The sequence below is a fragment of the bacterium genome, assembly GCA_035528375.1.
GTDB lineage: Bacteria > RBG-13-66-14 > RBG-13-66-14 > RBG-13-66-14 > RBG-13-66-14 > RBG-13-66-14.
This window is the reverse complement of the sequence record DATKYS010000038.1, coordinates 1-23,951: the sequence shown is the minus strand read 5'-3', so window position 1 is coordinate 23,951 and position 23,951 is coordinate 1. Positions and strand designations below refer to the sequence as shown.

25 protein-coding genes and 1 tRNA gene are annotated in these 23,951 nt (G+C 64.6%); 13 read left to right on the top strand and 13 right to left on the bottom strand.

What is annotated here, in order from left to right:
• Nucleotides 1–26 precede the first annotated feature (26 nt).
• The 6 genes from VM054_02855 to VM054_02830 all read left to right on the top strand — a co-directional run bounded on the left by VM054_02855 (nt 27) and on the right by VM054_02830 (nt 5,690).
• Complete coding sequence (locus tag VM054_02855; protein HUT97998.1) at nt 27–635, top strand: hypothetical protein; 609 nt, start codon at nt 27–29, stop codon at nt 633–635.
• A 92-nt stretch (nt 636–727) separates the two neighbouring features.
• A complete protein-coding gene (locus VM054_02850) occupies nt 728–1,612 on the top strand; it encodes a hypothetical protein (GenBank protein ID HUT97997.1) in 885 nt (294 codons plus the stop codon).
• 259 nt (nt 1,613–1,871) lie between these two features.
• Nucleotides 1,872–2,663 (top strand): hypothetical protein, encoded by a 792-nt coding sequence (locus VM054_02845; protein HUT97996.1) that lies wholly within the window; start codon nt 1,872–1,874, stop codon nt 2,661–2,663.
• A gap of 321 nt (nt 2,664–2,984) precedes the next feature.
• Nucleotides 2,985–3,899 (top strand): hypothetical protein, encoded by a 915-nt coding sequence (locus VM054_02840; protein ID HUT97995.1) that lies wholly within the window; start codon nt 2,985–2,987, stop codon nt 3,897–3,899.
• A gap of 3 nt (nt 3,900–3,902) precedes the next feature.
• Entirely contained in the window at nt 3,903–4,793 is an 891-nt protein-coding gene (locus VM054_02835) for a hypothetical protein (protein HUT97994.1), read from the top strand.
• Nucleotides 4,794–4,796: 3 nt separating this feature from the next.
• A complete protein-coding gene (locus tag VM054_02830; GenBank protein ID HUT97993.1) occupies nt 4,797–5,690 on the top strand; it encodes a hypothetical protein in 894 nt (297 codons plus the stop codon).
• Between the two features lie 482 nt (nt 5,691–6,172).
• On the opposite strand, the gene VM054_02825 is transcribed toward VM054_02830, so the two are convergent.
• The 5 genes from VM054_02825 to VM054_02805 all read right to left on the bottom strand — a co-directional run bounded on the left by VM054_02825 (nt 6,173) and on the right by VM054_02805 (nt 10,214).
• Nucleotides 6,173–7,087, bottom strand: a complete 915-nt coding sequence (locus VM054_02825; GenBank protein HUT97992.1) for a hypothetical protein — start codon at nt 7,085–7,087, stop codon at nt 6,173–6,175.
• Nucleotides 7,088–7,102: 15 nt separating this feature from the next.
• A complete protein-coding gene (locus VM054_02820) occupies nt 7,103–7,864 on the bottom strand; it encodes a hypothetical protein (protein HUT97991.1) in 762 nt (253 codons plus the stop codon).
• Between the two features lie 255 nt (nt 7,865–8,119).
• Nucleotides 8,120–8,195, bottom strand: a tRNA-Arg gene (locus VM054_02815).
• A 327-nt stretch (nt 8,196–8,522) separates the two neighbouring features.
• Nucleotides 8,523–9,041, bottom strand: coding sequence for an adenine phosphoribosyltransferase (locus tag VM054_02810; GenBank protein HUT97990.1), 519 nt, complete (start codon nt 9,039–9,041; stop codon nt 8,523–8,525).
• A gap of 84 nt (nt 9,042–9,125) precedes the next feature.
• Nucleotides 9,126–10,214: a hypothetical protein gene (locus VM054_02805; protein ID HUT97989.1), complete on the bottom strand. Its 1,089-nt coding sequence runs from the start codon at nt 10,212–10,214 to the stop codon at nt 9,126–9,128.
• A 25-nt stretch (nt 10,215–10,239) separates the two neighbouring features.
• On the opposite strand from VM054_02805, the gene VM054_02800 reads away from it, so the two are divergent.
• The gene (locus tag VM054_02800; protein HUT97988.1) at nt 10,240–10,608 is read left to right on the top strand and encodes a cupin domain-containing protein; all 369 of its coding nucleotides are present in this window, start codon (nt 10,240–10,242) and stop codon (nt 10,606–10,608) included.
• A 187-nt stretch (nt 10,609–10,795) separates the two neighbouring features.
• Here VM054_02800 and VM054_02795 read toward each other — a convergent pair whose 3' ends face one another.
• The 8 genes from VM054_02795 to VM054_02760 are packed head-to-tail and all read right to left on the bottom strand — an operon-like array spanning nt 10,796 to nt 17,255.
• The gene (locus VM054_02795) at nt 10,796–11,347 is read right to left on the bottom strand and encodes a hypothetical protein (GenBank protein HUT97987.1); all 552 of its coding nucleotides are present in this window, start codon (nt 11,345–11,347) and stop codon (nt 10,796–10,798) included.
• Between the two features lie 9 nt (nt 11,348–11,356).
• Nucleotides 11,357–13,078, bottom strand: a complete 1,722-nt coding sequence (locus tag VM054_02790) for a ribonuclease J (GenBank protein HUT97986.1) — start codon at nt 13,076–13,078, stop codon at nt 11,357–11,359.
• A gap of 2 nt (nt 13,079–13,080) precedes the next feature.
• Nucleotides 13,081–13,830, bottom strand: coding sequence for a class I SAM-dependent methyltransferase (locus tag VM054_02785; GenBank protein HUT97985.1), 750 nt, complete (start codon nt 13,828–13,830; stop codon nt 13,081–13,083).
• Nucleotides 13,820–14,596 (bottom strand): class I SAM-dependent methyltransferase, encoded by a 777-nt coding sequence (locus VM054_02780; GenBank protein ID HUT97984.1) that lies wholly within the window; start codon nt 14,594–14,596, stop codon nt 13,820–13,822. Before VM054_02780 ends, VM054_02785 begins: the two co-directional genes overlap by 11 nt.
• Nucleotides 14,596–15,765, bottom strand: coding sequence for a glycosyltransferase family 2 protein (locus tag VM054_02775; protein ID HUT97983.1), 1,170 nt, complete (start codon nt 15,763–15,765; stop codon nt 14,596–14,598). Before VM054_02775 ends, VM054_02780 begins: the two co-directional genes overlap by 1 nt.
• Nucleotides 15,766–15,775: 10 nt before the next feature.
• Nucleotides 15,776–16,129 carry a hypothetical protein gene (locus VM054_02770; GenBank protein HUT97982.1) on the bottom strand — a complete coding sequence of 118 codons (354 nt, stop codon included), beginning with the start codon at nt 16,127–16,129 and terminating at the stop codon, nt 15,776–15,778.
• 12 nt (nt 16,130–16,141) lie between these two features.
• A complete protein-coding gene (locus VM054_02765) occupies nt 16,142–16,696 on the bottom strand; it encodes a hypothetical protein (GenBank protein ID HUT97981.1) in 555 nt (184 codons plus the stop codon).
• Nucleotides 16,697–16,700: 4 nt separating this feature from the next.
• Nucleotides 16,701–17,255, bottom strand: a complete 555-nt coding sequence (locus VM054_02760) for a hypothetical protein (GenBank protein HUT97980.1) — start codon at nt 17,253–17,255, stop codon at nt 16,701–16,703.
• A gap of 205 nt (nt 17,256–17,460) precedes the next feature.
• Between VM054_02760 and VM054_02755 the strand changes: the two genes are divergently transcribed.
• From VM054_02755 to VM054_02730, 6 genes are all read left to right on the top strand, one after another.
• A complete protein-coding gene (locus VM054_02755) occupies nt 17,461–18,507 on the top strand; it encodes a glycosyltransferase family 1 protein (GenBank protein ID HUT97979.1) in 1,047 nt (348 codons plus the stop codon).
• A gap of 10 nt (nt 18,508–18,517) precedes the next feature.
• The gene (locus VM054_02750) at nt 18,518–19,054 is read left to right on the top strand and encodes a hypothetical protein (GenBank protein ID HUT97978.1); all 537 of its coding nucleotides are present in this window, start codon (nt 18,518–18,520) and stop codon (nt 19,052–19,054) included.
• Between the two features lie 83 nt (nt 19,055–19,137).
• On the top strand, nt 19,138–19,884 hold the full coding sequence (locus VM054_02745) for a hypothetical protein (protein HUT97977.1): 747 nt from the start codon (nt 19,138–19,140) through the stop codon (nt 19,882–19,884).
• A gap of 346 nt (nt 19,885–20,230) precedes the next feature.
• Entirely contained in the window at nt 20,231–21,442 is a 1,212-nt protein-coding gene (locus tag VM054_02740) for an NAD(P)/FAD-dependent oxidoreductase (protein ID HUT97976.1), read from the top strand.
• Between the two features lie 15 nt (nt 21,443–21,457).
• A complete protein-coding gene (locus VM054_02735; protein HUT97975.1) occupies nt 21,458–22,348 on the top strand; it encodes a geranylgeranylglycerol-phosphate geranylgeranyltransferase in 891 nt (296 codons plus the stop codon).
• Between the two features lie 108 nt (nt 22,349–22,456).
• On the top strand, nt 22,457–23,800 hold the full coding sequence (locus VM054_02730) for a CsgG/HfaB family protein (GenBank protein HUT97974.1): 1,344 nt from the start codon (nt 22,457–22,459) through the stop codon (nt 23,798–23,800).
• Nucleotides 23,801–23,951: the final 151 nt, after the last annotated feature.

The window sequence follows — 23,951 nt, the reverse complement described above, 5'->3', positions numbered from 1 at the left end:
ACTTTCGATACGGCAAAAGGAGATAAGTGCGCAGACAAATCCCGCTTGTGATTGCTCTGGTCGCCGGTCTCTTTGGGGCTCTCTCCTACGTCATCATGGACCCGGTGATTCAGGGCTTGCGCGAGCAGATGCTGGCCTGGCTCCGGCTGCTCTCCGCCTTCGCCATCGGTCTCGGCATCGCCAGTTTCTTGCGCAACCACGGCAATAAGATGATCCGGCAGGTCCCCGGCTGGGCCTTCAACGCCGTAGCCATCGCCAGCTTTCTGGTCATGGCCCTCGTGGGGCTATTCGGGGGCATTGACGAGGGGACGCTCTTCCGCCAGCTCTTCGATTATCTCCAGGCGCCGATGGAGGCGACGATGTTCAGCCTCCTGGCCTTCTTCATCGCCTCGGCCGCCTTCCGGGCATTCCGCGCCCGCAGTAAGGAGGCGACGCTCCTCTTGGGCGCCGCGGTGATCATCATGCTGGGGCGGGTCATTGACGTGGACTGGTTGTCCAACATCACGGAGTGGATTCTCGAGATTCCCAACGGCGCCGCGCAGCGCGGTATCGTCATCGGCGTCGGCCTGGGGATCATCGCCACGGCGTTGAAGATCGTGCTCGGCATCGAACGGAGCTATCTCGGTGGTGAGTAAGCGGGCTTCCCGGTCGAGGGGTCCGCGGGGATAGAAAAGGGCCCCCGGGAATACCGGCCCCCCGGTACAAACCGGCAAAGGTGAGCCAAACGATGAAAAAAACCCTGTTCGAGAAGCTGCTGGTTATAGACCGACGGTGGATTTTCCTGATCATCGGGATAGTGGTGATCGCGGCACTCGTCCTACCCATCAAGCTCTCCATCGGGATCACCACCCCGGTGCAGAACTTTTTCGACGTGATCGAGGGCGCCTCGGAGGGATCGGTGATCCTGGTCTCGATGGACCTGGGGCCGAGCACGCTGCCCGAGCTGGAACCGATGCTCAAGGCCACGGTCTATCACGCCCTCAGTCACGGCTTGAAAGTCATCGCCATGACCCTCCTGCCCGACGGTCCCTCCATCGCCGAGCGGATCATGCTCCAGGTGACCGACGAGCTTAACGCCAAGTACGAGGCGGCGGGGGACGAACGCAGGATGGTCATGGGCGAGGACTGGATCTATCTGGGCTTCCGTGCCGGATACAGCGCGGTCATTCTTCAGTTCGGCGAGGAGATACGTCAGGCGTACCCCAGCGACTATTACGGCGTTTCCCTCGACGACTACCCGATGATGGAGGGCGTTCACTCCTTTGACGACATGGGGATGGTCGCGGATATTTCCGGGACGGCGCTACCCGAGGCCTGGGTCTCGTACGCCGGCGCCCCCTACGGTATCCCCATTCTCGTCGGTGTCACCGCCGTGAGTGCCCCCCAGTACTACGCCTACACGCAGACCGGACAGATGGCGGGACTTTTGGGCGGGCTCAAGGGCGCCGCCGAGTACGAGAGGCTCCTGAGCTACGATGGGACCGCGACCAAGGGCATGAACGCCCAGCAGTGGATCCACATCGTCATCGTGGCCTTCATCCTCTTGGGCAACATCGCCTATTTCGTCACCCGCGGTAAAAAGGATCGCGATAAAACCGCGACGAAGTCGTAACCCGTAAAACTGCGGCGGCAGAATCGTCAATCTGCGATGACGAAGCTGTAAACCTGTGAGGGCGGCGAGAGACGGGGAAACCGGACATCCGCGACGTTGAGGCCGTGAATCTGCGACGGGGAAGCGGTTAAAGAGCGAAGCGGAGTTACGACCAGTGTATTTGCGCGGCGTTCCGAGACGGTGAAGTAGGGCATGTGCGGCGGCGCGGCGGTATGTCCGCGACGGTACGCCCGAAAGATGAAACATAAAGGGGTGGACGTTGAACATCTCCCTTGATATCTGGATCTGGGTGGCGGCAATCTTCACCCTGTTCGTCTACTCATTCCTCTACAAGGACAACCCCTTTTACAAGCTCGCGGAGCACGTCATGGTGGGGCTCGGCGCGGGGTACTTCACCGCCGTGCTGTACCACAACGTGATCGTCGAGGACTTCCTCATCCCCTTCGGCGTCACGCTCAACAAACTCTCCCTCACCCCGGCCGAGTTCCAGGCCTACGCCGATACCCAGGGCATGACTTCCCTCCCGCCGATCCTGGAGGACTTCACCCCCGTCGTGGCCCTCGTCCTCCTTCTGATCCCCGTCATCCTGGGTTTACTGCTCTTCACCCGCTTCATCCCGAAAATCTCGTGGATCAGCCGGTACTCCCTGGCCTTCATCCTGGGCGCCAACTCCGGTATCGCCATCCCGAACGCCCTTCAGGCCCGCGTCATCTCCCAGCTCCGCGGCACCTTCGTCCAGGATCACGGTGCCCTGGTGGTGCCGCTTTTCTCCATAGACTCCTGGCGGGATTTCTTCGCCGCACCGGGGATAAGCACCTTCTTCGACGCCATCTCGGGGCCGCTCTTCATCGTCGGCACGCTGTGCACACTTGCCTACTTCTTCTTCTCGCTGGAGCACAAGGGGGTCCTGGGCGGCGCCGCGCGCGTCGGTATCTGGTTCCTGATGATCGGCTTCGGCGCCAGCTTCGGCTACACCGTCATGGCCCGCGTCTCGCTCCTGATCGGCCGTGTCCACTTCCTCCTCTTCGACTGGCTCGGCCTACCCAAGTAGGGTGGGTCCCGTAGGACGAGTTCCCTGCGGGCCGCCGCGGGCGGACGGGGCGCATGATGTTCATCCGGTCCTGCGGACCGCTGAATCATCGGGGTTCAAAAACAGATTTACCTGGGGCGTAACTCCGATTAGCTGACGGCATGACGATGGTTTGCCCGGACTCTCGGTCTTACATGACCAGGACTTATGCCTCGGGGGATTTTCAGACGAAGTGTAGTTGGGGAAAATCGCTAAACCCGTTCTCCTAAGGGTAGTCGGGAAGACCGGAAGCTTTGACCTACCGGCCCCCGACGGCCCTTTTTAACAATTGCCGGCGGCCCGATGACCAGGCCCTCCCTCCTCCAGCGTTTCCTGAACCTCGATCGCCGCTGGATGTTTCTCCTGGAGGCGGCCGTCGTCGTTTTCGCCCTGGTCGGACCCTTCGGGATCGGGGTGAGGATCACCAAGCCGGTAAACGACTTCTACCGCGTCATCCACCAGAGCGATCCCTCCAAGCCACTCCTGGTGGCCGTGGACACCCCTCCGGCCGGACTGCCCGAGCTGGAGCCCATGATAGTCACCATCCTCCGGCACGCCTTCAGCCGGGGTCAGCCGGTCATCCTCATCTCCCTCCAGATGGAGGGGGTCGCCATCTCCGAGCGCCTGTTGAACCAGGTGACGGGCGAGATAAACGACCGGGTGCTCCAGACCGGGCGCGGAGAGCAGCTCAAGTCAGGGGTGGACTACGCGCTCCTGGGTTTCCGGGCGGGGTTCAGCTCCGTCATCATCTCCCTGGGCGAGGAGATAAGGAGCGTCTTCCCCAACGATTTCTACGGGACGCCCCTGGAAACGATGCCCCTCTTCCAGGACACGCACAACTACGACGACATGGCGGCGGCCATTGATATCTCATGGTCGTCCACCCCGGAGGCGTGGGTCGAGTACGCCGGCGTGACCTACGGCGTCCCGATCCTGGTGGGTTGCACCGCGGTGAGCGCTCCCCAGTACTACGCCTACCTGCAGACCGGGCAGATGGCCGGGCTTCTGGGGGGGCTCAAAGGGGCCGCCGAGTACGAGCGGATAACGAACAACCCGGGTTCCGCCGGCCGGGGGATGGTGGCCCAGCTCGGGGTGCACGCTCTTCTAGTCCTGGCCATCGTCCTGGGCAACCTCGCCTTCTTCGCCGACCGGTTCATGAGCTCTCGCCGTCCCCCGTCTTCAACCGGTCCCACGGAGACCGACAACCTCGGAGCCTGAGACATGTCCTGGGGAGGCGTGTTCGACGGGCTGACCAAGCTCGACCGCCGCTGGATCTACCTCCTGATCGCGGTGGGGGTGATCGTTTCCCTTCTGGGCCCCTTCTCCGTGGAAGTGTCCATCACCGCCCCGGTCGCCCGTTACTACAAGGCCATCAACGATCTGCCGCCCGGCTCCACCATCCTCGTCTCGATGGACCTGGACCCCAGTACGCTGCCGGAGCTGGAGCCGATCATGGCCGCCACCATCCGCCACGCCCTGAGGCGGGGGGTCAACGTCATCGGGATGACCCTTCTGCCCGAGGGGACCTCCATCGGCGAGCGGTTGATGCTCGAGGCCCAGGACGATCTGAACGGAATATACGCCAAGACCGGCGAGGATAGACGGATAACGATGGGCGTGGACTGGGTTTATCTGGGTTTTAGGTCGGGTTACGAGGCGGTCATCCTCCAACTCGGCGACGAGATCCGGCGGGCCTACCCCAGCGACTTCTACGGAGTTCCCCTGGACAACTACCCCCTGATGGGCGACATACATTCCTTCACCGACATGGGGTTGCTCGTCACGGTCTCCGGGACCTCCCTGCCCGTGGATTGGGTTTCCTACGCCCACACCCCCTTCGGGATTCCTGTTCTCGTGGGCTGCACGGCGGTGAGCGCGCCCGAGTTCTACGCCTACATGCAGACGGGCCAGATGGAGGGTATACTGGGCGGTCTCAAGGGGGCCGCCGAGTACGAAAAGCTCATCTCCCGGCCCGCCGACGCCACACGGGGGATGGTGGCCCAGATGGTGGTTCACGTGCTGATCGTGATTCTTATCTTTTTAGGCAACCTCGCCTACTACGGTACCCGGTTCGTCAAGAAGCGCCAGGCCCGGCAACAGGTCGGGGGCTGAGCCGTGGTCTTTCGAAAAATCGCGGACCTCTCGGGCCGGGCCATGGATTTCCTCCTGGGGCTGGACCGCCGCTGGATCTTCCTCCTGGTCGCCATCGGCGTAATAGTCTCCCTGGTCGGTCCCTTCAGCGTAGACGTCTCGATCACCTCGCCGGTGGCCCTCTACTACAACGCCATTGACCGCCTGCCGCCCGGTTCGACCATCCTGGTCTCCATGGACCTGGGCCCTAGTACGCTGCCCGAGCTGGAGCCCATCCTGGTCGCTACGGTCCGACACGCCCTCACTCGGGGCATCCGGGTCATCGCCATGACGCTCCTGGTCGAGGGGCCGTCCATCGGCGAGCGGATAATGCTCGAGACCCAGGACCAGCTCAACGCCGAGCTGGCGGCCAAGGGCGAGGAACGCCGGATAACGATGGGCGAGGACTGGATATATCTCGGGTTCCGCGCCGGCGCCGACGCCGTCATCCTCCAGTTGGGCGAGGAGATACGCAAGGCCTACCCCAGCGACTACTACGGCACCCCCCTGGACGACTACCCGATGATGGCCGGTGTACACTCCTTCGACGACATGGGGCTGGTCTCGGCGGTTTCCGGGACGGCGATGCCCGAGGCGTGGATTTCCTACGCGGGCGTACCCTTCGGCATCCCGGTGTTGGTCGGCTGTACGGCGGTTTACGCGCCCAACTACTACGCCTACCTCCAGACGCGGCAGATCGTGGGGATGCTCGGCGGCCTGAAGGGGGCGGCGGAGTACGAGAAGATGTTAGGCCGGCCCGCCGCCGCCATGCGCGGGATGGTCGCCCAGATGGTGGTTCACGTGGTCATCGTGGTGCTCATCCTGTTGGGCAACCTCGCCTACTTCGTCTCCCGGAACCGGAAACGGAAGACGCTCTGACCGCGGACCGGTTTACCCAAACGAAAAAGCCCCCGCCTGGGGCTTCTTTTTATAATCCCCGCCGCGTTTCCGTCCCCGACCTCGACCCTCACACCGGTCCGCAGGCGACAGATGACGGCCGCCCCTGCGGATGGGATTCGCGCGGGATGGACGTAGGGCGGGGGCTCTGTACCCCGCCCTTGATTCTTTATGTTGGGCGGCACATAGAGTTGTCGCCCTACGCCAACAACTACACAATCGGCTGTAGGGGAGGGTGTCCACACCCGCCCTTTTTACACATACCAACCCCGACCCTCACGCCGGCCCGTAGGCGAGCACTCCCTAAAAGGGAGAGGGGACCGCTACACCCCTCCCCCCGCCTGCGATGACGTAGAGGCCGACCGACGGCGCGCCGTTCAGGTCGGCCCGTTTTTTATAATGCAGCCTTCACCCTTAATCCCGTGTACGGATGCTCCTTCCACGGAGAGCGCTGGAGTCAACCGTCAGTTGAAGGAGGCCTTGATCGAACCCCAGCTCGATTCCTCGACGCCCACGGTGACCTGGAACCAGGAGAGGATGTCCGACATCATGTAGCTGCGCTCCTCGCCGGAGGATTCGGTGCCGATGCTCTCCAGGGGTAGGGCGGAGAGGACGATGTACCACGTGCCGCCGTAGGGGCTCGCGCCCTGATTGGCGATGACGCTGGAGTGGTGCGTCGCGCCACCCGAGTCCTGCCAGGTGAGGGCGGACCAGGCGGAGCCCGAGGTGTCCAGCATGTCGGGGTAGTTGTAATCGCCCGAGGCCCACCAGATGGAGTAGGGGACGCCTGACAGCGGTGGCGACGAGGAGCCGGAACCCCCGATCCAGGAGCTGTCCACGTGGATCGGATTCCTGAAATTGCTCGTCGGGTAGGAAAGGCCGACGTAGTTGTTGAAGAGTTCGGAGTAGAGCTGACCTTCCGTCAGAACCGCGGCGACGCAGTTCCAGGCGATGTACATCCCGGAGAGCCAGACCCCCCGGCACTCGCCGTCCGGCGTCGTCTCCAGGTACTGGATGATGGCGTCTTCCTCGTCCTCGGTGAGGGTGATGTGACCCGCCGGCCCGTCGGCGGAGGAGGTGCCTCCCGAGATGCCGGTGTACCAGACGACGGCGCCGTGACCCGTAAGGTCTTCGACCCTGACGTCCCGGGTGTGGTATAGAATGTTGTAGTAGTAAGGGTGCCCGAAGATGTCGTCAATGGCGTCCGAGTAGTAGTCGTCGAAGTAGAGCGGTTCCGAGACGCCGTCCTCCTGGTCGCTCACCAGGAGCACGCCCGCGGAAGTCGGCGCCGGACCGACGTGGGCGGTCGGGGATTGGGCGGGCGAGAGCGCCGAGGCCGCCGCCGCCAGCGCCAGATATAACGTCACCGATTTACGCATCCTCCCCCCTCCAGATTAACGGTAACAGGCCTTAATATCGCCCCAGCTCGTCTCCTCGACGGGCATCGTCTCGCCGAGGTAGTCCAGCAGGCGACCCATCAGCTCCTCCTTGGTGGAGGACCCGTCGGCCAGGGCGCCGAAGAGGAACGTGGAGACCACGGCTCGGTGGTGGCCGTCGCCCGCGTAGGCCACCGTCCTGGCGTTGGAGACGTGACCCATGGGTGTGCTGGTGAAGACCACCGTGCCGCCGTCGTTGGTGATTTCGTCCAGGTAGTTGTCGCTGGGCTCGATCTGATACCCGGGACAGTCGAAGGCGAGCCCGGCGACGAGCGTGCCGGAGACGCCGTTCACCGTTTCGACGTTCCCGTCCTCGGTGGACTCGCCGTCGTAGAGGTAGCGGGCGCCGAAGAGGTCCCAGAGCGGCGCCGGGGAGTAGTCGTAGCCCACGTCGCCGCCCTCCACGTACAGCCCCCGCCACCGGCCGAAATCCAGCAAAACCTGCTGATCGGAGTAGTCCAGGGGTCGGGAGGCGGGGAAGGTCCCCAGAAGGACGAAGACGATGTCGTAGCCGGCGAGGTCGTCGGGGATGTCGGTGACCAGGTCGTAGTCCCGGCCGTTGGCGTCGAGGGCCTCCGTGACGGCGTACTCGGAGCCCACGAGTTGACCGTCGTCGGGATCGCTGAACTCCATGTCCCCGTCGTAGTCGGCGACGAGCACCTCGGCGGCCGGCGCTGCGGCGCAGAGGAAAAGAAACAGAAGTGCCGTTCTTTGAATCACGGTGGGGATACCTCGTCGGTTAATATAGACCAAAGCCCGTCGGGGGGCAAGTAAGGTACGCTCGGCGGGCGGTGTCGGTTTCGCGGCGCGGGGAACGGCGCGCGTCGCAGATTGTAGACCTTGCTCATGCGGTCGAGTACCGTCCAGCTTCGAGCTGGTATGACTCTTTTTGACTTAAAGGGGTGTCGCTCGCGGCGGTAGCCCATCGAATGAAATAGGCTTTATTCGCGGGGCAGGGTCCAGCTTCAAGCTGGCTGGTGGGCCTGAGAGGAATCGAACCTCCGGCACGCGGTTTAGGAAACCGCTGCTCTATCCACTGAGCTACAGGCCCTCAACCCCCCCAACCCCCCCATCTTGGGGGGGCAGTATCGCGACGGGATTTTTTTAAATTCTTACGGTCTACTCCGCGTGCGGGACCTTGTTCAAATTCTCCTGGTTGTACTCCCCATCCCCCCTTCCAGGGGGGCAATCTCGCGACGGGACGTTATTGAAATTCGTTTATCTTTCGCCGCGCGCGGGGCCAGGTTTCCAATTAATGCCCTTCGCCCCCCATCCCCCCCAGTCTTGGGGGGGCGCAGTCGCGGAGTGAATTTATTGAAATTCGTTACTTTAGCGCCGCGTGCTGGTTTGTTCGATAAAAACGCGGCCCGCTCATAATCTAAGTGTGGATCAGCGTGTTGACCGTGTACCCTTTCAGCTTCTCCCGCCCTTTCAGGAAATCCAGCTCGATGACGAAGTCCACGGCCAGAACCCGGGCGCCGGCCTTCTCGATGAGCCCCGCCGCGGCCCGCGCCGTGCCCCCCGTGGCGAGGAGGTCGTCCACCAAAAGCACCCTCTGCCCCGGCTCGAAGGCGTCCCGATGCACCTCGATGGTCGCGGTGCCGTACTCCAGCTCGTAGCTGGCCGAATAGGTGGCGGCGGGGAGCTTGCCCTCCTTGCGGATGAGCGCCAGTCCGCAGCCGAAGCGGTCCGCCAGCGCGGCGCCGAAGATGAACCCCCGGCTCTCTATGCCCGCGACCACGTCGGGCGGGTCGCCCCGGTGCAGAGCCTCCAGCTCGTCCAGCGTTTTACTGAACCCCTCGGGGTGGCTGATGAGGGTGGTGATGTCCTTGAAGCTGATGCCCGGCTTCGGAAAATCCTCGATGACCCGGATGTAGGCGAGCAGTTCCTGGCTCATCAGTGCACCTTTCGGGGGTGTGTCTTGGGGGAATGTTAGCACAGACGGGCTTTCAAAGGCCAGGCGGAGCGATCGAAGGGCCGTTCACGGGCCTGACCGACGGGCGGCGCCCGTCAGCTCCTCGATGACCCGGGTGACCTCTCCGGCGAGGGCGCTCAGCCGCTGCGCCTGCTCGAAATCCGAGTCCGCCAGGGCCTCGGCGCCGTCAATCAGATATTTCAAGTACAGCCCCCCGTGGTGCAGCAGCGCCACGCGGAGGAGGTCGGCGCTCAGTGGATTTTCCCGTTCTGCGTCGTAGGAGACGACCAGCGTCTCGAAGGGTCCGGCGCCGTAGGACGCGGCCTCGTTCCACTCCCCAGCGACTCCGGCGAGGTGCATCCGGACCAGGTCGCGCTCGAAGGAGGGCCTGTCCCGTTTGGCCGCCGTCCGGGTCAGTTCGTCGAGCACGTCCGGAGGGAGCTCCGGGACGAGCTCGGAAATCGGCCCCACCAGCGGTTCGAGTGGCACGAAGGTGAGGATGCGCCAGGCGGTCCCGGCGTCCACCGTCCCTGCGAGCGCCTCCGGCGGGGTGTGGGCGACGACGGTGGAGAGGAAGGCGTCGCCGAAGCGGGGGTCGCCGACGCGCGGCCGGAGCGTCTCCGCCAGGTCGGCGTCGCCCGAGGTGAAGAAGGCGGCGGCCAGGATGCCCTTGAGATTTTCATCTTCCGTTGAATCGAAAAGGGCCAGCATCGGCGCCCAGGCCGGTCCGCCGATCGCGCCCAGGGCGGCGGCCAGGTCGGCGGGGCTCCCCGTCCCGGACTCGAGCGCCCCGATGAGCGGCTCCACGGCGGCCTCGCCTACCTGACCCAGCACCCAGGCGGCGTCGGCGGCGAGCGCAGGGTCGTCGGAACCGAGTAGGCCGGCCAGCGGCTCCACGGCCGGTTTTTCGAACCGCGCCAGGAGGCGCCCCGTTTTTTCCCGGCTCTCCCCGGCGACGAAGGCGTCTACCAGCGCGGGCAAGGCCTCTCCGCCCAGGCCCAGGAGGTCCCGTTCGGCCCGGCCGGAAACGTCGGGGTCGTCGGAGAGGTAGTCGGCGACGAGCTCCTCCGGCGTAGCCGAGCAACCAGCCAGGAGTGCGGCGGCCAGGCAGGCGGCCAGGAGCTTGACAGCCCGGCGGCGGGCGGGTAACCTCATCTTTTGGCCGATAAAGGGAGGGTTCATGCGCATCAAGTCCTTGATGAATTCGAAGAAGGTCGTCGCCGGCGACGGGGTCCACCTGCGCGAGCTGGTCAATCCCGTCAACGACGAGGGTTTTACGGGGCGTTACAGCCTGGCCGAGGCGATTCTACTGCCGGGCTACAAATCGAAGAAGCACCGCCTGAAGACCCACGAGCTCTACTTCGTCGTCGAGGGCCACGCGGTCATCCACCAGGGTGAGGAGTCGGCCGTGATCGAGCAGGGGGACGCGGTGGAGATTCCGCCGGGGACGGTGCAGTGGATTGACAACTCCGGCGGCTCGGAGCCGTTCGTTTTCCTGTGCGTCGTGGACCCCGCCTGGCGTCCCGAGGACGAGGAGATTTTAGAATAGCTTCGAGTCCCCTGTAGGGGCGGGTGTCCACACCCGCCCGCGGGAGAGTCGGTGACCCTCTCTTTTTTAGGGGAAGCCCTCACCCCCATCCCCTCTCCCACAGGGAGAGGGGGATAGTTGCTCGCGCTTTTAGAATTGAACTGTTAGCTGTCCCCTCTCCCCTCTGGGGAGGCCTTCGAGGCACGGGCTAGGGTGAGGGGCAATCCTCTGCTATCAACTTCCTTGCCCAATCAATAAGTCTTTCTGGGGTTGTTGGGTGAATAATAATCCCAGTTTCATTTATACCGCTCCTTATAGGAGAACAATAGAATAGATATTTAGTTATATAGTTACCTTCTCTTAGTCGTTGTAAGTCATTATGTATCTTTTTATTGTTTTCTGGATCAACAGTTGCAAATACTTCTGCGCATATTTGTTTATCATCTTTTGATTCAATATCAAACCCTCCAGTTGTGCCGAGATGTGCAATGAATTTCTTCTCTGTGTAGATACTCTTTAGTTCGTCAATACCCCAAAAAGTAGTCAAGTATGTGAAGACCTGATTTACCTGTTCAATGAGGTTTAGTGGAGTATTTCCATCTTTAGGATGAACGCCAAAGGTAGTGAATTTAATATCTTTAAATAGATTCAAGCCATTATTACTATATGATAGAAGCTTTTTAGTTGTTTCGTCTATTGATGATAGGACAAGTTTAACATACGATTTCAACTCATCCTTTGAAGTAATTACTACTACCATAATAACTCCTTACAGCTCGTAAATCACCGGCACGACAAGAGGGCGGCGCTCCAGCTTCTTCTGGATGAACCGCCGCGTCTTCCTGCGCAGCCAATCGGCGAAAAGCTCCCGGTCCTCACGCACCTCGGGCTCGGCCTCCTCGATGAGCTCGTGGACCCGCGCCGCGACCTCGGCCAAGAGCTCCTCGTTCTCGTCAATGTAAACCAGCCCCCGCGTCACAAGCTCCACCTCGCGCAGGACCTCCCCGGTCTGGCGGCTGACGGCGACGATGATGACCAGGATGCCGTCGTCGGCCATCGTCCGGCGGTCGCGCAGAACGATGGGCCCCACATCGCCCACCCCCTTGCCGTCCACCAGGATGCGCCCGGCGGGCACCGGTTTCCCCCACCAGGCCCCCTCGGCGTCCATTAAAAGCCGCGCCCCGACGTGGGGGATGAGTATCTTCCGCTCATCGAGCCCCAGGTCTTCGGCCAGGCGCTTGTGTGCGTAGAGCTGGCGGTACTCGCCGTGGACCGGGATGAAGTATTCAGGGTTCGCCGCCCGCATCACCTCGTTCAGCTCGTCGGCGTAGGCGTGGCCGGAGACGTGGACCTGGGCCACCCCTTCGTAGAGGGCCCGGGCGCCGTGGAGGAAAATGCGGTCTATCAGGCGGCCGATAGCCACCTCGTTGCCCGGAATCATCCGGGCGGAGAAGATGACCAGGTCGTCCGCCTCGAGCTTGATGTGCTTGTGCTCCCCCTCGACGATGCGCGCCAGGGCCGAAAGCGGCTCCCCCTGGCTGCCGGAGACCAACAGGGTGAGGCGGCTGGACGGCAGCTCGCCCAAATCCTTCGTCGGGACCAGCATCCCGCCGGGAATCCGCAGGTATCCGAGCTCCAGGGCGATGCGGACGTTCTTTTCCACCGCGCGCCCGGAGACGACCAGGCTGCGGCCGGTCTCCTCGCAGGCGTCCACCACCCCCTGGATGCGGTGGATGTGGCTGGCGAAGGTGGTGAGGATTATCCGGCCCCGCGTTTCGCGGAAAGCCTCCAGAATCCCCTCCTGGGCCACGGTTTCCGACTGGGAGTGCCCGGTGAACTCGGCGTTGGTCGAGTCGGACAACAGGAGCCTGACTCCCCGTTTGCCGTAGTAGCGCAGCCGGGGGAGAGGGTCGTGGCGCCGGCCGACGGGGGTCGGGTCGAGCTTGAAATCGCCGGTGTGGAGGATGACCCCGGCGCGGGTCGTGACCGCCAGGGCCAGGCTGTCGGCGGTGGAATGGGAGACGGCGATCGGCTCGAATTCGAAGCCGCCGATGCTGAACTTCCGCCCGGCCTTTATCTCCACCCGCTCCACGTCGGGCGTATCCGGGAACTCGCGCAGCTTCCCGTCAATGAAGCCCAGGGTCAGACGCGAGCCGTAGAGCGGCGCCGGCACCCGGGGCAGAACGTAGGGCAGCGCCCCGATGTGGTCCTCGTGACAGTGGGTGAAGACGTAGGCCAGCAGCCGGTCGGTGTGAGCCTCCAGGTAGCTCGTCTCCGGGATGACCGAATCCACGCCGAGGAGTGTGTCGTCGGGGAAGGCCTGACCGCAGTCCACGACCACGATGCCCGAGTCGTCCTCCAGAAGGAGCATGTTCTTGCCGAACTCGCCCACCCCGCCGAGGAAGGTGAGCGCCACGCCGCCCGAGGGAAGCTCGCGCTCGAGGGTTTCCCTGCGCTCCTCGAGCTCGCCGGTGGTACGAATCGTATCCAAGCTTACCTCTTGCGATAAATGGTAAAAGCCGTCCAGGCGCGCCGGGCGGCCCAACGGCTACGGCGGAAGAGCCAACCGTCGAACCGGGAGAGGAGCTCGGCCAGGCCGCGGGTGAGGCCGCTCGATCCGAACAGGCGTTCCGCGAGCACCGGCAGCGCCGCCGTCAGATACCACGGGGTGACGTCGGTCCCGCCCCCGAGGCTCATCCCCTCCAACTCCTCCAGGGAGGGGTAGCGGGCGAGCCCGCGCCGCCGGGTAAAGAGGGAGCGGTACGCGCGCAGGAGGGGGTGCCGGTCCAGCGGCTCGAGGAACACCGCCGTCCCGCGGGGCTCCAGGACCCGCCCGATCTCGGCGAAGGCTCTCTCCCTGTCCAGGTGCAACAGAATCGAGTTCCCGTACACCAGGGAGAATGCGCCGTCGGTGAAGGGCAGCCGCTCGGCATCGGCCAGCAGAACCGCCGCCCCCGGAGCGGCGGACCGCGCGGTGTTCAATCGCCGGAGTGAAAGGTCTATCCCCACCACCGCGGCGCCCTTCCCCGCCAGATACGCCATCTCCCCACCGTGTCCGCAGCCCAGCTCCAGGGCGCGCCGTCCCCGGATTTCCCCCAGCGCCTCCCTCCACCGGTGGCGCAGCCCGACCACGGCGACGGACCTCCCCGCGGGTTCTCCGAGGGCGAGGCTGGTGAGCGGTCCCGGGTCCCGCTCCGCGCCGAAGAAACGGCGCAGCTCGCCGATTCTCCCCTCAGCGCTCAAGGTCTTTCCCCCGGTACCCGGCGAGGCAGACCCAGGCGTGTCTCCGCGCCCAGAGGCTTTTGGCGAAGAGCAGAGCGTCCAGACGGTTGAGGAGTCGGGCCGTCCCGCGCCAGAAAGCGCCGTCCACCCCCGCGGCGGCCAGGGGCAGAAGCGCCGCCGAGGTTAGACCCGCGGGTCGCAGCTCATACCCGCCACCCAGCCGATCCGCGTCCAGCTCGGCGTAGTCGAGGTAAGACGCTACGTCCTCCCTGTTCTTCAGGCTCCGGCGGTAGGGCTTCAGGAGCGGGTGCCGGTCCAGCGGCTCGATCAAAATCAAGCGGCCCCCGGGCCGGAGGACCCTCTGAACCTCGGCGAAGGCCCGCCCGCGGTCCATGTGGACCAGGACGGAGTTGCCGTAAACGATATCGAAGGAGCGGTCGGGGAAGGGCATACAGTGGCAATCACCGGCTACGACGGCGACCGCGATCCCGGCTTCCTCCGCTTTTTGGGGGATCTGGGATAGCCGGGTGAAGGCGAAGTCCACCCCCACCGCCCGGGCACCCCTCAGTGTGAATTCAATCAGCTCTTCGCCGTAGCCCGCGCCCATCTCTAGCAGCCTCTTTCCGGCGATTCCGCCCAGCATCTCATCCCGGAGCCCCTCCAGCCCCAGGATCGCCCGCCGCAGGCCCAGCCCCCGGCCTTTGGCCAGCCGCTCCAGGTCCCCGTCTGGTAACCTCTCCCGGTCGTAGAACTCCTTGGCCTTATCGCGGTCGGGAGGCCGTTTCACTAAAGACCCCCGTGCGAGCTGGAGGCGGCCTCCCACGCTGCCTGGCTCCCCCGAAATACCGACCGGCAGATGCCGAGGACGGACGCCGTGTTCACCATGACGAAGTGGCCGGGAAGGGCCAGGAGGCGGCCGAGGCGGGATTTCGGTCGCCAGCCGAAAGCCATCGCTCCCCAGGCGACACCGCCCCACAGGAGCCCGCCTCCCAGGACCAGCGCCGCGACCAGCATCGCCGTGTCGCCGGAGAGTGCCGGCGGAATCGCCAGGCCGAGGGCGGCGAGGTAGAAAAAGGGCACAAGCCAGCGCAGGAATTTGTGGAAAAAAAGTCGCAGCCCCACCGACGGCCGCCGCCAGCAGCCCCGGAGGTGGAAGTAACCGCCGAAATCGTGGGCGATCATCCGGACCTTGCGTCGGAATTCCTCGCCTGCGTCCACCGCGGTGCGCTCCCAGGCCACCGCCTTGGGCACCCAGGCCACCTGGCGGCCCCCGACGGCAATCGCGAGCGGGACGATGGAGTCGTCGGCCCGGTGGGCCGGCACGTCGGGGATCAGCTCCCGCCGGGCGGCGTAAATCGTGCCCGCCCCCATCAGCATCGTGCCGGAGAGCGATTCGGCGGCCTTGATGGCGTCCTCGTAGCGCCAGTACAGCCCCTCGCCGGCGGCGGTGCCCGACCGCTCCGTCCCGAGCAGGCGCAGGCGGCCGCAGGCGGCGCCCACCCGGGGATCGGCGAAAACGGCGGCCAGCCTCCGCAGGGCGTCCGGTTCGTAGCGCGAGTTGGCGTCGGAGAAACAGATGACTTCGGCGTCTTCGGCGGCGGCTATCCCCCGCTTCAGGGCGTTGACCTTTCCCTCCCGCCTCTCCTGGCGGATGAGGCGCACCCGGGGGTCGCCCGTTCCCGAGACCACCCCGTCGGTGCCGTCGTCCGAGGCGTCCGAAATGACGTAAATCCGCAGCCTGTCGGGGGGATAATCGCTTTCCAGGACGTTGGCGAGCTTGTCGGCGATGACGGTCGCCTCGTTGTGGGCGGGAATCAGAAGGGCGAGGGATGGCAGGTGGCTGAAATCGGCCTGGGGCCGTCTGCGGCGGACGAGGCCGATCAGACCGATGAGGAGGGGATACCCGATGTAGACGAAGGCGATGAGACCGAAGAGAGACCAAACGGCTGCCGTCATCCAACCCGCCCTAGGGTAGCCGGCTCCAGTCGTCCGCGGTTGTTCCCCCCCGGCCCGGTTGGGCGACGGTCGCGCCCGCCTCCTCCATCTCCGCGACGAGTGGGGGCAGGCTGCGGAGGAGTTTTTTATATACCGCGTTGCCCAGAACACCGATGCCGGCGAAGACGAGGGAGTAGAACGGGGGTCCCAGGACGCACCCGAAGAGCGTCGCCAGGAACTCGTCCTCGACCAGGCCCGCCTCGATCGAGCCGATGATGTACGCCGCGTAACCGATCAATCCCAGCCCGCCCAGGACGATCCAGAATCCGAAGAAGAGGAAACGGAAAAGGGAGGCGGATTCCAGACCCAGCAAACGGTACCGCATGTGCACCTCCGCCTAGTACTCCTCGTCATGGGCGGCGAGGATGTCCGCCCCCAGCGCCAGGGCGGCGGCGTCGAAGGCCCTCTCCGCCGACCCGAAGGCCCCGTCCACGCGCGCCATGTCGTTGCGCCACGTCTCGACGTCCCCCGCCGCAAGCTCCACGGTCTCGGTATCCCCCTCCGCCGGGAGGCCCGTCGGGAGGCGACCCTCCCACTCCCGCGTCACCTCGTTCAGGAGCTCGAACGCCCCGCGGATTCCCTCGGCTGCGGCGATCTTCCCCTCGGCGAGGCGCCGGGCGGTTTCGGGAGTCTCTACCCTCCCGAGCTCCTCCGTCGCATTCTCCGCCCTGCGCAACAGCTCCCGGGTCTCCTCCGAGTCGAAGGGCAGGCGGTACCCGTACCCCTCGCCGATGCGGAGCCGCCTGCCGGTGTAGGCGTCCAGACAGGCCTGCAGCTCTGCGTCTGCGGGCGTGGCCTCGTTCTTGTAGCGCGTCAGCTCGTCGTAATCGCTCCGGCCGCAGCCGACTAAGATGACCGCCGCCACGAGCGTCCCAATCAAAGTCCGCGGCATGCCTCTAGCGCTCCCCCATGAGGATGAACTGGGACAGGAGCACCCGGCGGCCACGGGTGAACTCGCCCTCGACCTTTTCCACGGCTTCGGTGAAGTTCTTGCAGGAGAGGGCGATCCACTCGGAGTGGTAACCGGGCAGCCCCTCCTCGTCCTCCAGGGAGAAGATGTACACCTTCAGGAAATCGTCAATGAACGACTGGAGGTCCGCCTGGAGGGTGGCTAGCACCTCGATTTTCAACTCCAGGAACTCCGCGATGTTTTCCGTTTTGTAGTGGGCGCTGGCGAAGAACTCACCGAACTCGTAGGCCTTCTCCTGGTAGGTGAGCGCCTCGTTTAAAAGCCCCGGGACCTCGCGGCCGACGATTTCGGGGGCCAATTGGGCGATGTCGTCGGCCCAGCGGCGTACCTGCTCGGTCAGGAGCAGCACGTCCGCATCCGGACCGTCCATCTCCTCGTGGTAGCGCTTCACCTCTTCGAGCTTGGATTCCCTCTCGCCGCAACCGGCGATCAGCAGAAAGAAGAGGAGGAGCGCCATCGGCAACGGGCGGTGCTGAACCATCGTATCTCCGGTGGATAATTAGCGTGTCTATCTTACCAGAGGACCCGCCCCTCGGCAAGACGGGCCCCCGGCTGCGTTGTTCAATCCGTCCGCGCCGTGGTATACTTGGATGGAGGAAATGGCGACGGCGCGTGGGTTGGCGGGCGGAGCACGGGACCGCGGCCTCGATCCGTCCGCGCACATCGGTCGGGATCCGGTGCCCCCTATGTCCCTTCGTCTGGCCTTCGACGCGACCGAGGCGTTCCGTCCGCGGCCCCAGGGAATGGGGCGGTACTGCGACGAGCTTCTCCGCGCCTTGGCGAAAAACCCCCGCGTAGAGCTGACCCTCTTCTGCCGGAGCGTTCACCGGCCGGTGGTCGAGAGGCTCGCCGTCTGGGGTTCCCCGCGGTGCGGGACGTTTTTCAGGCGCCGGCGGTTCGGGGTGGAGGCCGACCTGTGGCACGGTCCGGCCAATCGGCTGCTGTACCGAGGCTCTTTACCCTCCGTCCTGACGCTGCACGACGTGGCCCCCCAGCTGGGTTACGCCAGGGACAGGCGCCGCCAGCTCGCCCGCGAGACGGCCCGGGCCGCCGCAGTAATCACGCCCAGCCTTCATTCCGCCCGCGGGATTTCCGCCCAGTTCGGTCTTCCCGACGGGATGGTTCGGGTGATACACTGGGCGCCGCCCTCGGGTTTCGAACCGCGACCGTCCGAAGATGTGGAGGAGGTATGTGGGCACTACGGGCTCCGACCGGGGAGGTACATCCTCCACCTGGGCTCCCGGGTTCCCCGCAAAAATCCACGGGCCATCTTCGGGGCGCCCCGGGGGCTGTTGGAGGAGTTCGATCTCGATCTCGCGGTGAGCGGGGAACCGCTGGCCGGCGAGGGTGAGCTGACCGACCCGCTGGGCGGGAGGATTCGCCATTTGGGATACCCGGAAAATCTCCCCGCCCTGTACACGGGGGCCGCGGCGCTCCTGTTTCCCTCCTTCGAGGAAGGCTACGGCTTCCCGGCGGTCGAGGCGCTGGCCTGCGGCTGCCCCGCCGTGCTGGCCCGGGCGGGGGCTCTGCCCGAGGTCGCCGGCGAAGCCGCAAGTTACTGCGATCCGGAGTCCGTGGAGGACGTGCGCCGCGCCCTGCGCCGGGTGCTCGAGGACACCGCTTTCGCCGAAAGCCTTCGCCGCCTCGGTCTGGAGATGACCCGGAGGAGCTGGGCTGATGTGGCTGACGACCATCTCAAGTTGTACGATGAAATCACAAACCTTACCCGTTGAGGAGCGAACCGTGAAATTTACCATTATGACGTTGGCCGTGCTCGGATTTTTAGTCCTGGGTTGCGAGCACGAAGCGATCGAGCAATCGGGGGCGGAAGCCAGCTACCTGAACGACTGCCGCTCCTACGATCTGCTCCTGAAGGACCTGCTGGGCACACTGTCCTCGGAGAGTGTAAAAGAGCTGCTCACGAAGAGCGACGAGCTGGGTATGACCGTCCCGGTGGACGAGGGATTGCTCGGCGCGATAGAGGCGCCGGTGGAGAATCTGCGTCTCTTCAACCTCACCGCCCCCGAGAGCCTGGCCGAGCTCGGTGAGGAACGCACATCGGCCTACGAAGCCGCCATCGCGGCCGCCGACGTCCTCTCCGACGCCAAGGAGGCTTACGAGGACTTGGTTCTCGAGTACGAGGGCGGTTCCATGGATCGAATCACCCGTCAGGAGCGCGTCAGGGAGATTCTGGACACGTACCGAGACGCCGTGACGGACCTGCAATCGGCCGAGGAGATTCTGCCGAAACTCCTGGCGTCGGTCAACGAGAAGCCTTGACGCGCGGGGGTTTTTAAGTTAAAAATCGCTACGGGTTAATCACGTTAAATAGAGACATATCGGTACGATCGAAGGAGGAGATTATGCGGAAGGCTGTCCTTGTGCTGTTAGTCCTCGTCGCGGTGAGCTTCGCCACCCAGCGCATGGTGGTGCTCGAGGGTTTCACCAACTACACCTGCCCCAGTTGCCCCTCGGCGGACGCGGCGTGGGAGGCCATTGACGCTCAATACCACGAAAACATGATCCTCTGCGAGTGGCACATGAACTGGCCCGGAGCCAGCGATCCTTTCTACCTCTACAATCCCGTTGACCAGAACAACCGGCGATCCTTATACGGGGTCAACTCCGTCCCCGACACCTACGTGGATGGGACCAAGGTCAGCTGGAGCTCCGCCGGAGCTTACGTGGCCAGCCGGATTAACGTCCCAAGCCCGATGGACATCGTCCTCGACGGGAACATCACCGGCAGCGAAGGCTACCTTAGCGCCCGGTTCGAGTGGACCGACAGCGTTCCCGACGGCTACTACCGCGCATACTTCATCATCGTCGAGAAGGACCTCTCCGCCGGCGGTAGGCACTACAACTACACCATGCGCATCACCGAGCCCGATTACCCCGGCTGGCTTATCCCCGACAACGAGGGCGTCCACTACTGGACCCAGGAGTTCGACGTGGACCAGGTGTGGAAGGTGGACGACGTCATCGGCTACGTCATCGTCCAGAATTTCATGACCAAGCAGATCGTCCAGTCCGCCCGGGTGGACCTCGGTGAATGGCAGACCCCGGTCAAGGAGACGTCCTGGGGCCAGATCAAGGCGATGGAATACTAGCTCGACCGTCCGGACCGAATGGGCGGGGCGTAGAGTGTATCGTCCACCATGTTTGGGGACGACACCGAGATCGGACCGAATGGGCGGGGCGTAGAGTGTATCGTCCACCATGTTTGGGGACGACACCGAGATCGGACCGAATGGTCGGGGCGTAGAGTGTATCGTCCACCATGTTTGGGGGCGACACCGAGATCGGACCGAATGGTCGGGGCATCGAGGCCGGCCGACGATGAGTTCTGTATAATCCTCTCGATCGGGCTGAAGGGGCGGGGCGATGAGCCTCGCCTTTAAGTTATACTTGGTCCGATTAACTGCGCCCGTCGGGATAGCCGAATCCAGGAGAAGGTTGCGCTACGATGTGATAGTCGTGGGGGCCGGGCCCGCTGGTTCCAGCGCCGCCTATCACGCGGCTCGGGGGGGTCTGCGCGTGCTCCTTCTGGAGAAGCGCCAGCAGGTCGGTTTCCCGGTGCGCTGCGCCGAAGCGGTCGGACACGACGGGTTCGTCGAGGAGTTGGGCGACGACGGGGTCCTCTTCCCCGAAGGCCCGACGGGAGACCTCGCCCCGCCTTACCGCGCCGCCCATCTCCACGGCGGGATCACCGTCTCACCCGGGGGGAACCGGGCCCAGGTTCAAAAAAAAGGCGCCGGCTGGGTCCTCGAGCGGAAACTCTTCGATCTCCATCTCGCCGAGCGGGCCGCCGGGGCCGGGACCGAGCTTTGGGTCAAATCACAGGCTCTCCGGGCCGAGCGGGACGGCGCTCTGTGGCGGGTCGGGGTGCGCCGTCCGGATCGGGAGGAGACGGTGGAGGCCCCGGTACTCGTCGGCGCCGACGGGGTGGAGGGGCTGGTCGGACGCTGGACGGGTCTTTCCAGACACCTGCCTCCGGCCGACGTCCACGCCGGGGCCCAGGTGCTGGCCGCCGGCCTGCCCGCGTGGGTGGAGGACGACACCGTTTACTTCCAACTCGGTTCCCGGGTCGCGCCCGGGGGTTACGCCTGGCTCTTCCCCAAGGGCCGGGGGACGGCGAACGTCGGGCTCGGAATCCCGGGCAACCAGTCGAGGACGGCGCAGGCTTACCTGCGCGACTTCCTCTCCGAGAACTTTCCGGGAATTTCCGTGCTGGAGGAGGTTCACGGCTGCGTTCCCACGTCGCCGCCGCCCCGGGGCTTCGTCGGTGAGGGCTGCATGCTGGCCGGTGACGCCGCGCGGCAGGTGGACCCCTTTTCCGGCGCGGGGATCAACTGGGCCGTGGAGGCCGGGCGGCTGGCCGGGGAGACGGCGGTCGAGGTTATCAGCTCCGGCATTGAGCCCACGACCAAGACCCTAAAAATTTACGAGAAACGCTGGCGGGAGCGGCACGGGCGGGAGCACCGCCAGCTCTACAAAATCAAGGCCCTGGTCACGAGCCTCGCCGACGACGAGATAGACCAGGCCGTGGCGGCCCTGGCGGCCGGGGCGGCGAAGGGCGAGCTGGGGGAGATATCCCCCTTGAGAATCATCGGCTACGCCCTGAAAAACGCCCCGGGACTGGTTTTGAAAATGAGGCACCTTCTCTAGGCGGTGTTTTTGGTGGTGACGAAATTCAGGGCCTTCGTGGAACTGGCGCGGCCGACCAACATGCTGCTCGTGTTCGCCGCCGTCGTTTTCGGCACCGCCCTGGCCCTGCCACCCGGCGCGTGCCCGACATCCGGTTGGTGGGAAGCCCTCGGCCCGCTGCTTGCCGCCGCGGTCGCCCTGAGCCTCGTCGCCGCGGGGGGGTACGCCCTCAACGACCGGATGGACCTCGCCATTGATCGGATCAACCGCCCGGAGCGCCCCCTGCCGGCGGGACACCTCTCGCCGCGCTCCGCCGTCGTTTTCTGCGTCTGCGCCTGGGCCGCGGCAATCGGGCTGACCTTCTTCGGCCCCCCGTCGGGGTACATCATCGTCCCCTTCTGCATCCTCCTTTCCGTCATTTACGCCATGCGCCTCAAGCACACCGGTCTCGCCGGGAACCTGGCGGTGGCGCTGATGACATCATTGGCCCTGGCCTACGGCGCCACGGCGGCGGGCGGGTTGGACCGCGTCATCCCCCTGGCCGCCCTGGCCTTTCTGGTGAACCTCTCCCGGGAGATTTTCAAGGACGTGGAGGACCTCCCAGGGGACGCCGAGGCCGGCGCGCGTACGCTGGCGGTGCGCCTGGGCGAGGGTCCCACGAGGCTCATCGGCGCCTCGGTCGCCTTCGCCGTGACGCCGGCCCTGGCGCTCTTCCATTTCTTCGACCGTCTCGCCTGGGTAGACGCCCTGGCAGTCGCCGTCGGGATGGCGCTGCCCCTCGTCGTCATCGGCGTCTACGGTCTTTCTCGGACGGGGGAGGCCGGGAGGGTGCAGCGCTGGTTGAAGGCTTCGATGTTCTGCGGCCTCGTGACCCTCCTCCTGGGTCGGACGGTTTACTGGCTCGCGGCGTCCGGTCGTCTCGGCTGACGGGGCGCCGAGACTCTTCCACGAACGGGTGGTGGAACATTCCCACGTTTATGTGTTACGATACTGCAATTGTAGTCTTTTTATCCCGATTCTTTTAAGGAGGGGTTGATGCGCAAACTCTTTATATTCGTTCTGATTCTCGCCGCGGGCTCCCTCGCCGCCGAAAAGACCACCGTGGCCTTCATCGGCCTGGAGGCCTCCGGGGTGAGCGAGGCCTCCGCCGGCGGGATCGCCGACACGCTCCTGGACGCTCTCATCAATACGAAGCGCTTCGAGATTGTGGAGCGGGACCGCCTGAACGCCCTGATGGAGGAGCAGGGTCTGGCGCTTTCCGGCTGCACCACCACGGAGTGCTTCGTCCAGGTCGGTCAGTTGGCCGGCGCGAGCAAGGTCGTGGTGGGCAAGGTGTCCAAGGTGGGCGAGACCTTCACCGCCACCGTCCGCGTGGTGGACGTTTTCCTGGGCAAGGTCGAGCTCTCCGAGTCGGCCGAGTCGAACAGCCTGGACGGTCTTTTATCCGTGACCCGGGACATGGCCGCCCGCCTGGCCGCGAAAATCCCCGTGGTCGGCACCGTGGTCTCGGTCTCCGGGGACACGGTCAAGCTGGACCTGGGCCGCCAGGAGGGCGTGAATGTGGGTGACATGGTGGAGCTCTACCGCCTGGGCGAGGAGTACTATCACCCCGACACCGGCGCCTTCCTGGGCCGCGACATCGAGGAGCTGGGCGAGGCGAAAATCACCAAGGTGCTGGCCGACGAGCTCTCGGAGGCAGCCTTTTCCGGTGACATTCCCCCCAGGACGGGCGACAAGGTGCGCCTGGGCGGGAGGATCGAGACCGGCGAGCATGAGGTGGTCACCACGATCACGACGCCCCGACCGCGGGGCAAAGGGCCCGGCTTCGGCGTCACCCTGAGCGCGCCCTTCCTATTCTCCATCAACGAGCTCTACAAGGATATGACCTCCGAATTCGACCGCGGCGTCCAGTTCGGCGGTACGCTCCTGGTCAACATCTTCCTCGGCCCCATCTTCTCCTTCGGCCCGTACTTCTCGTTATTGGCCTACAACGACTACTACGAGGACTCAGAGATGTACGCCGACCACAACTACATCGAGATGATCTTCGGCCTCGGGTTCAAGCTCACCTTCCTCGACCGCGGAATGGCGAGGCCCTGGTTCAAGGCCGGCATGGGGTACGCGATGTTCAACGGGGATTCGACCCTGTGGAGCTCGGATGCGGGGGAGTACAGCTATACCTTGACCGGCGGTGGCTTCGGTGTGGACGGCGGGTTGGGTGTGGATTTCTGGGTTTCCGACAATTTTTCCATCGGCGTCGGCGGCTTGTTCCACTACAACAGCGTGACCGAGGTCGAGGATGACGAGGGCTACCTCTACGATTTGAACGACTCCATCTACTCGGTGGGCGGCGTCCTGGACATCGGCATCTACTTCTAAAGCACCGGATACCAAAAAGGCGGCCCGCGGGGGCCGCTTTGCATTGGGGTATAGCAGAACCGGCGTGAGGTTCAGTGGCTGGGTTATTGTTGGTCCGTAGTTGGAGCGCCCGTTTCCCTCTCCCCGTGGGAGAGGGATTAAGGGTGAGGGC

What these genes read in the sequence shown, in the direction of transcription:
- VM054_02730 (HUT97974.1), top strand. Translation starts at nt 22,457, where the DNA reads ATGCGCAAACTCTTTATATTCGTTCTGATTCTCGCCGCGGGCTCCCTC.
- VM054_02800 (HUT97988.1), top strand. Translation starts at nt 10,240, where the DNA reads ATGCGCATCAAGTCCTTGATGAATTCGAAGAAGGTCGTCGCCGGCGAC.
- VM054_02850 (HUT97997.1), top strand. Translation starts at nt 728, where the DNA reads ATGAAAAAAACCCTGTTCGAGAAGCTGCTGGTTATAGACCGACGGTGG.
- VM054_02745 (HUT97977.1), top strand. Translation starts at nt 19,138, where the DNA reads ATGCGGAAGGCTGTCCTTGTGCTGTTAGTCCTCGTCGCGGTGAGCTTC.
- VM054_02805 (HUT97989.1), bottom strand. Translation starts at nt 10,214, where the DNA reads ATGAGGTTACCCGCCCGCCGCCGGGCTGTCAAGCTCCTGGCCGCCTGC.
- VM054_02840 (HUT97995.1), top strand. Translation starts at nt 2,985, where the DNA reads ATGACCAGGCCCTCCCTCCTCCAGCGTTTCCTGAACCTCGATCGCCGC.
- VM054_02810 (HUT97990.1), bottom strand. Translation starts at nt 9,041, where the DNA reads ATGAGCCAGGAACTGCTCGCCTACATCCGGGTCATCGAGGATTTTCCG.
- VM054_02795 (HUT97987.1), bottom strand. Translation starts at nt 11,347, where the DNA reads ATGGTAGTAGTAATTACTTCAAAGGATGAGTTGAAATCGTATGTTAAA.
- VM054_02760 (HUT97980.1), bottom strand. Translation starts at nt 17,255, where the DNA reads ATGGTTCAGCACCGCCCGTTGCCGATGGCGCTCCTCCTCTTCTTTCTG.
- VM054_02755 (HUT97979.1), top strand. Translation starts at nt 17,461, where the DNA reads ATGTCCCTTCGTCTGGCCTTCGACGCGACCGAGGCGTTCCGTCCGCGG.
- VM054_02770 (HUT97982.1), bottom strand. Translation starts at nt 16,129, where the DNA reads ATGCGGTACCGTTTGCTGGGTCTGGAATCCGCCTCCCTTTTCCGTTTC.
- VM054_02825 (HUT97992.1), bottom strand. Translation starts at nt 7,087, where the DNA reads ATGCGTAAATCGGTGACGTTATATCTGGCGCTGGCGGCGGCGGCCTCG.
- VM054_02775 (HUT97983.1), bottom strand. Translation starts at nt 15,765, where the DNA reads ATGACGGCAGCCGTTTGGTCTCTCTTCGGTCTCATCGCCTTCGTCTAC.
- VM054_02835 (HUT97994.1), top strand. Translation starts at nt 3,903, where the DNA reads ATGTCCTGGGGAGGCGTGTTCGACGGGCTGACCAAGCTCGACCGCCGC.
- VM054_02765 (HUT97981.1), bottom strand. Translation starts at nt 16,696, where the DNA reads ATGCCGCGGACTTTGATTGGGACGCTCGTGGCGGCGGTCATCTTAGTC.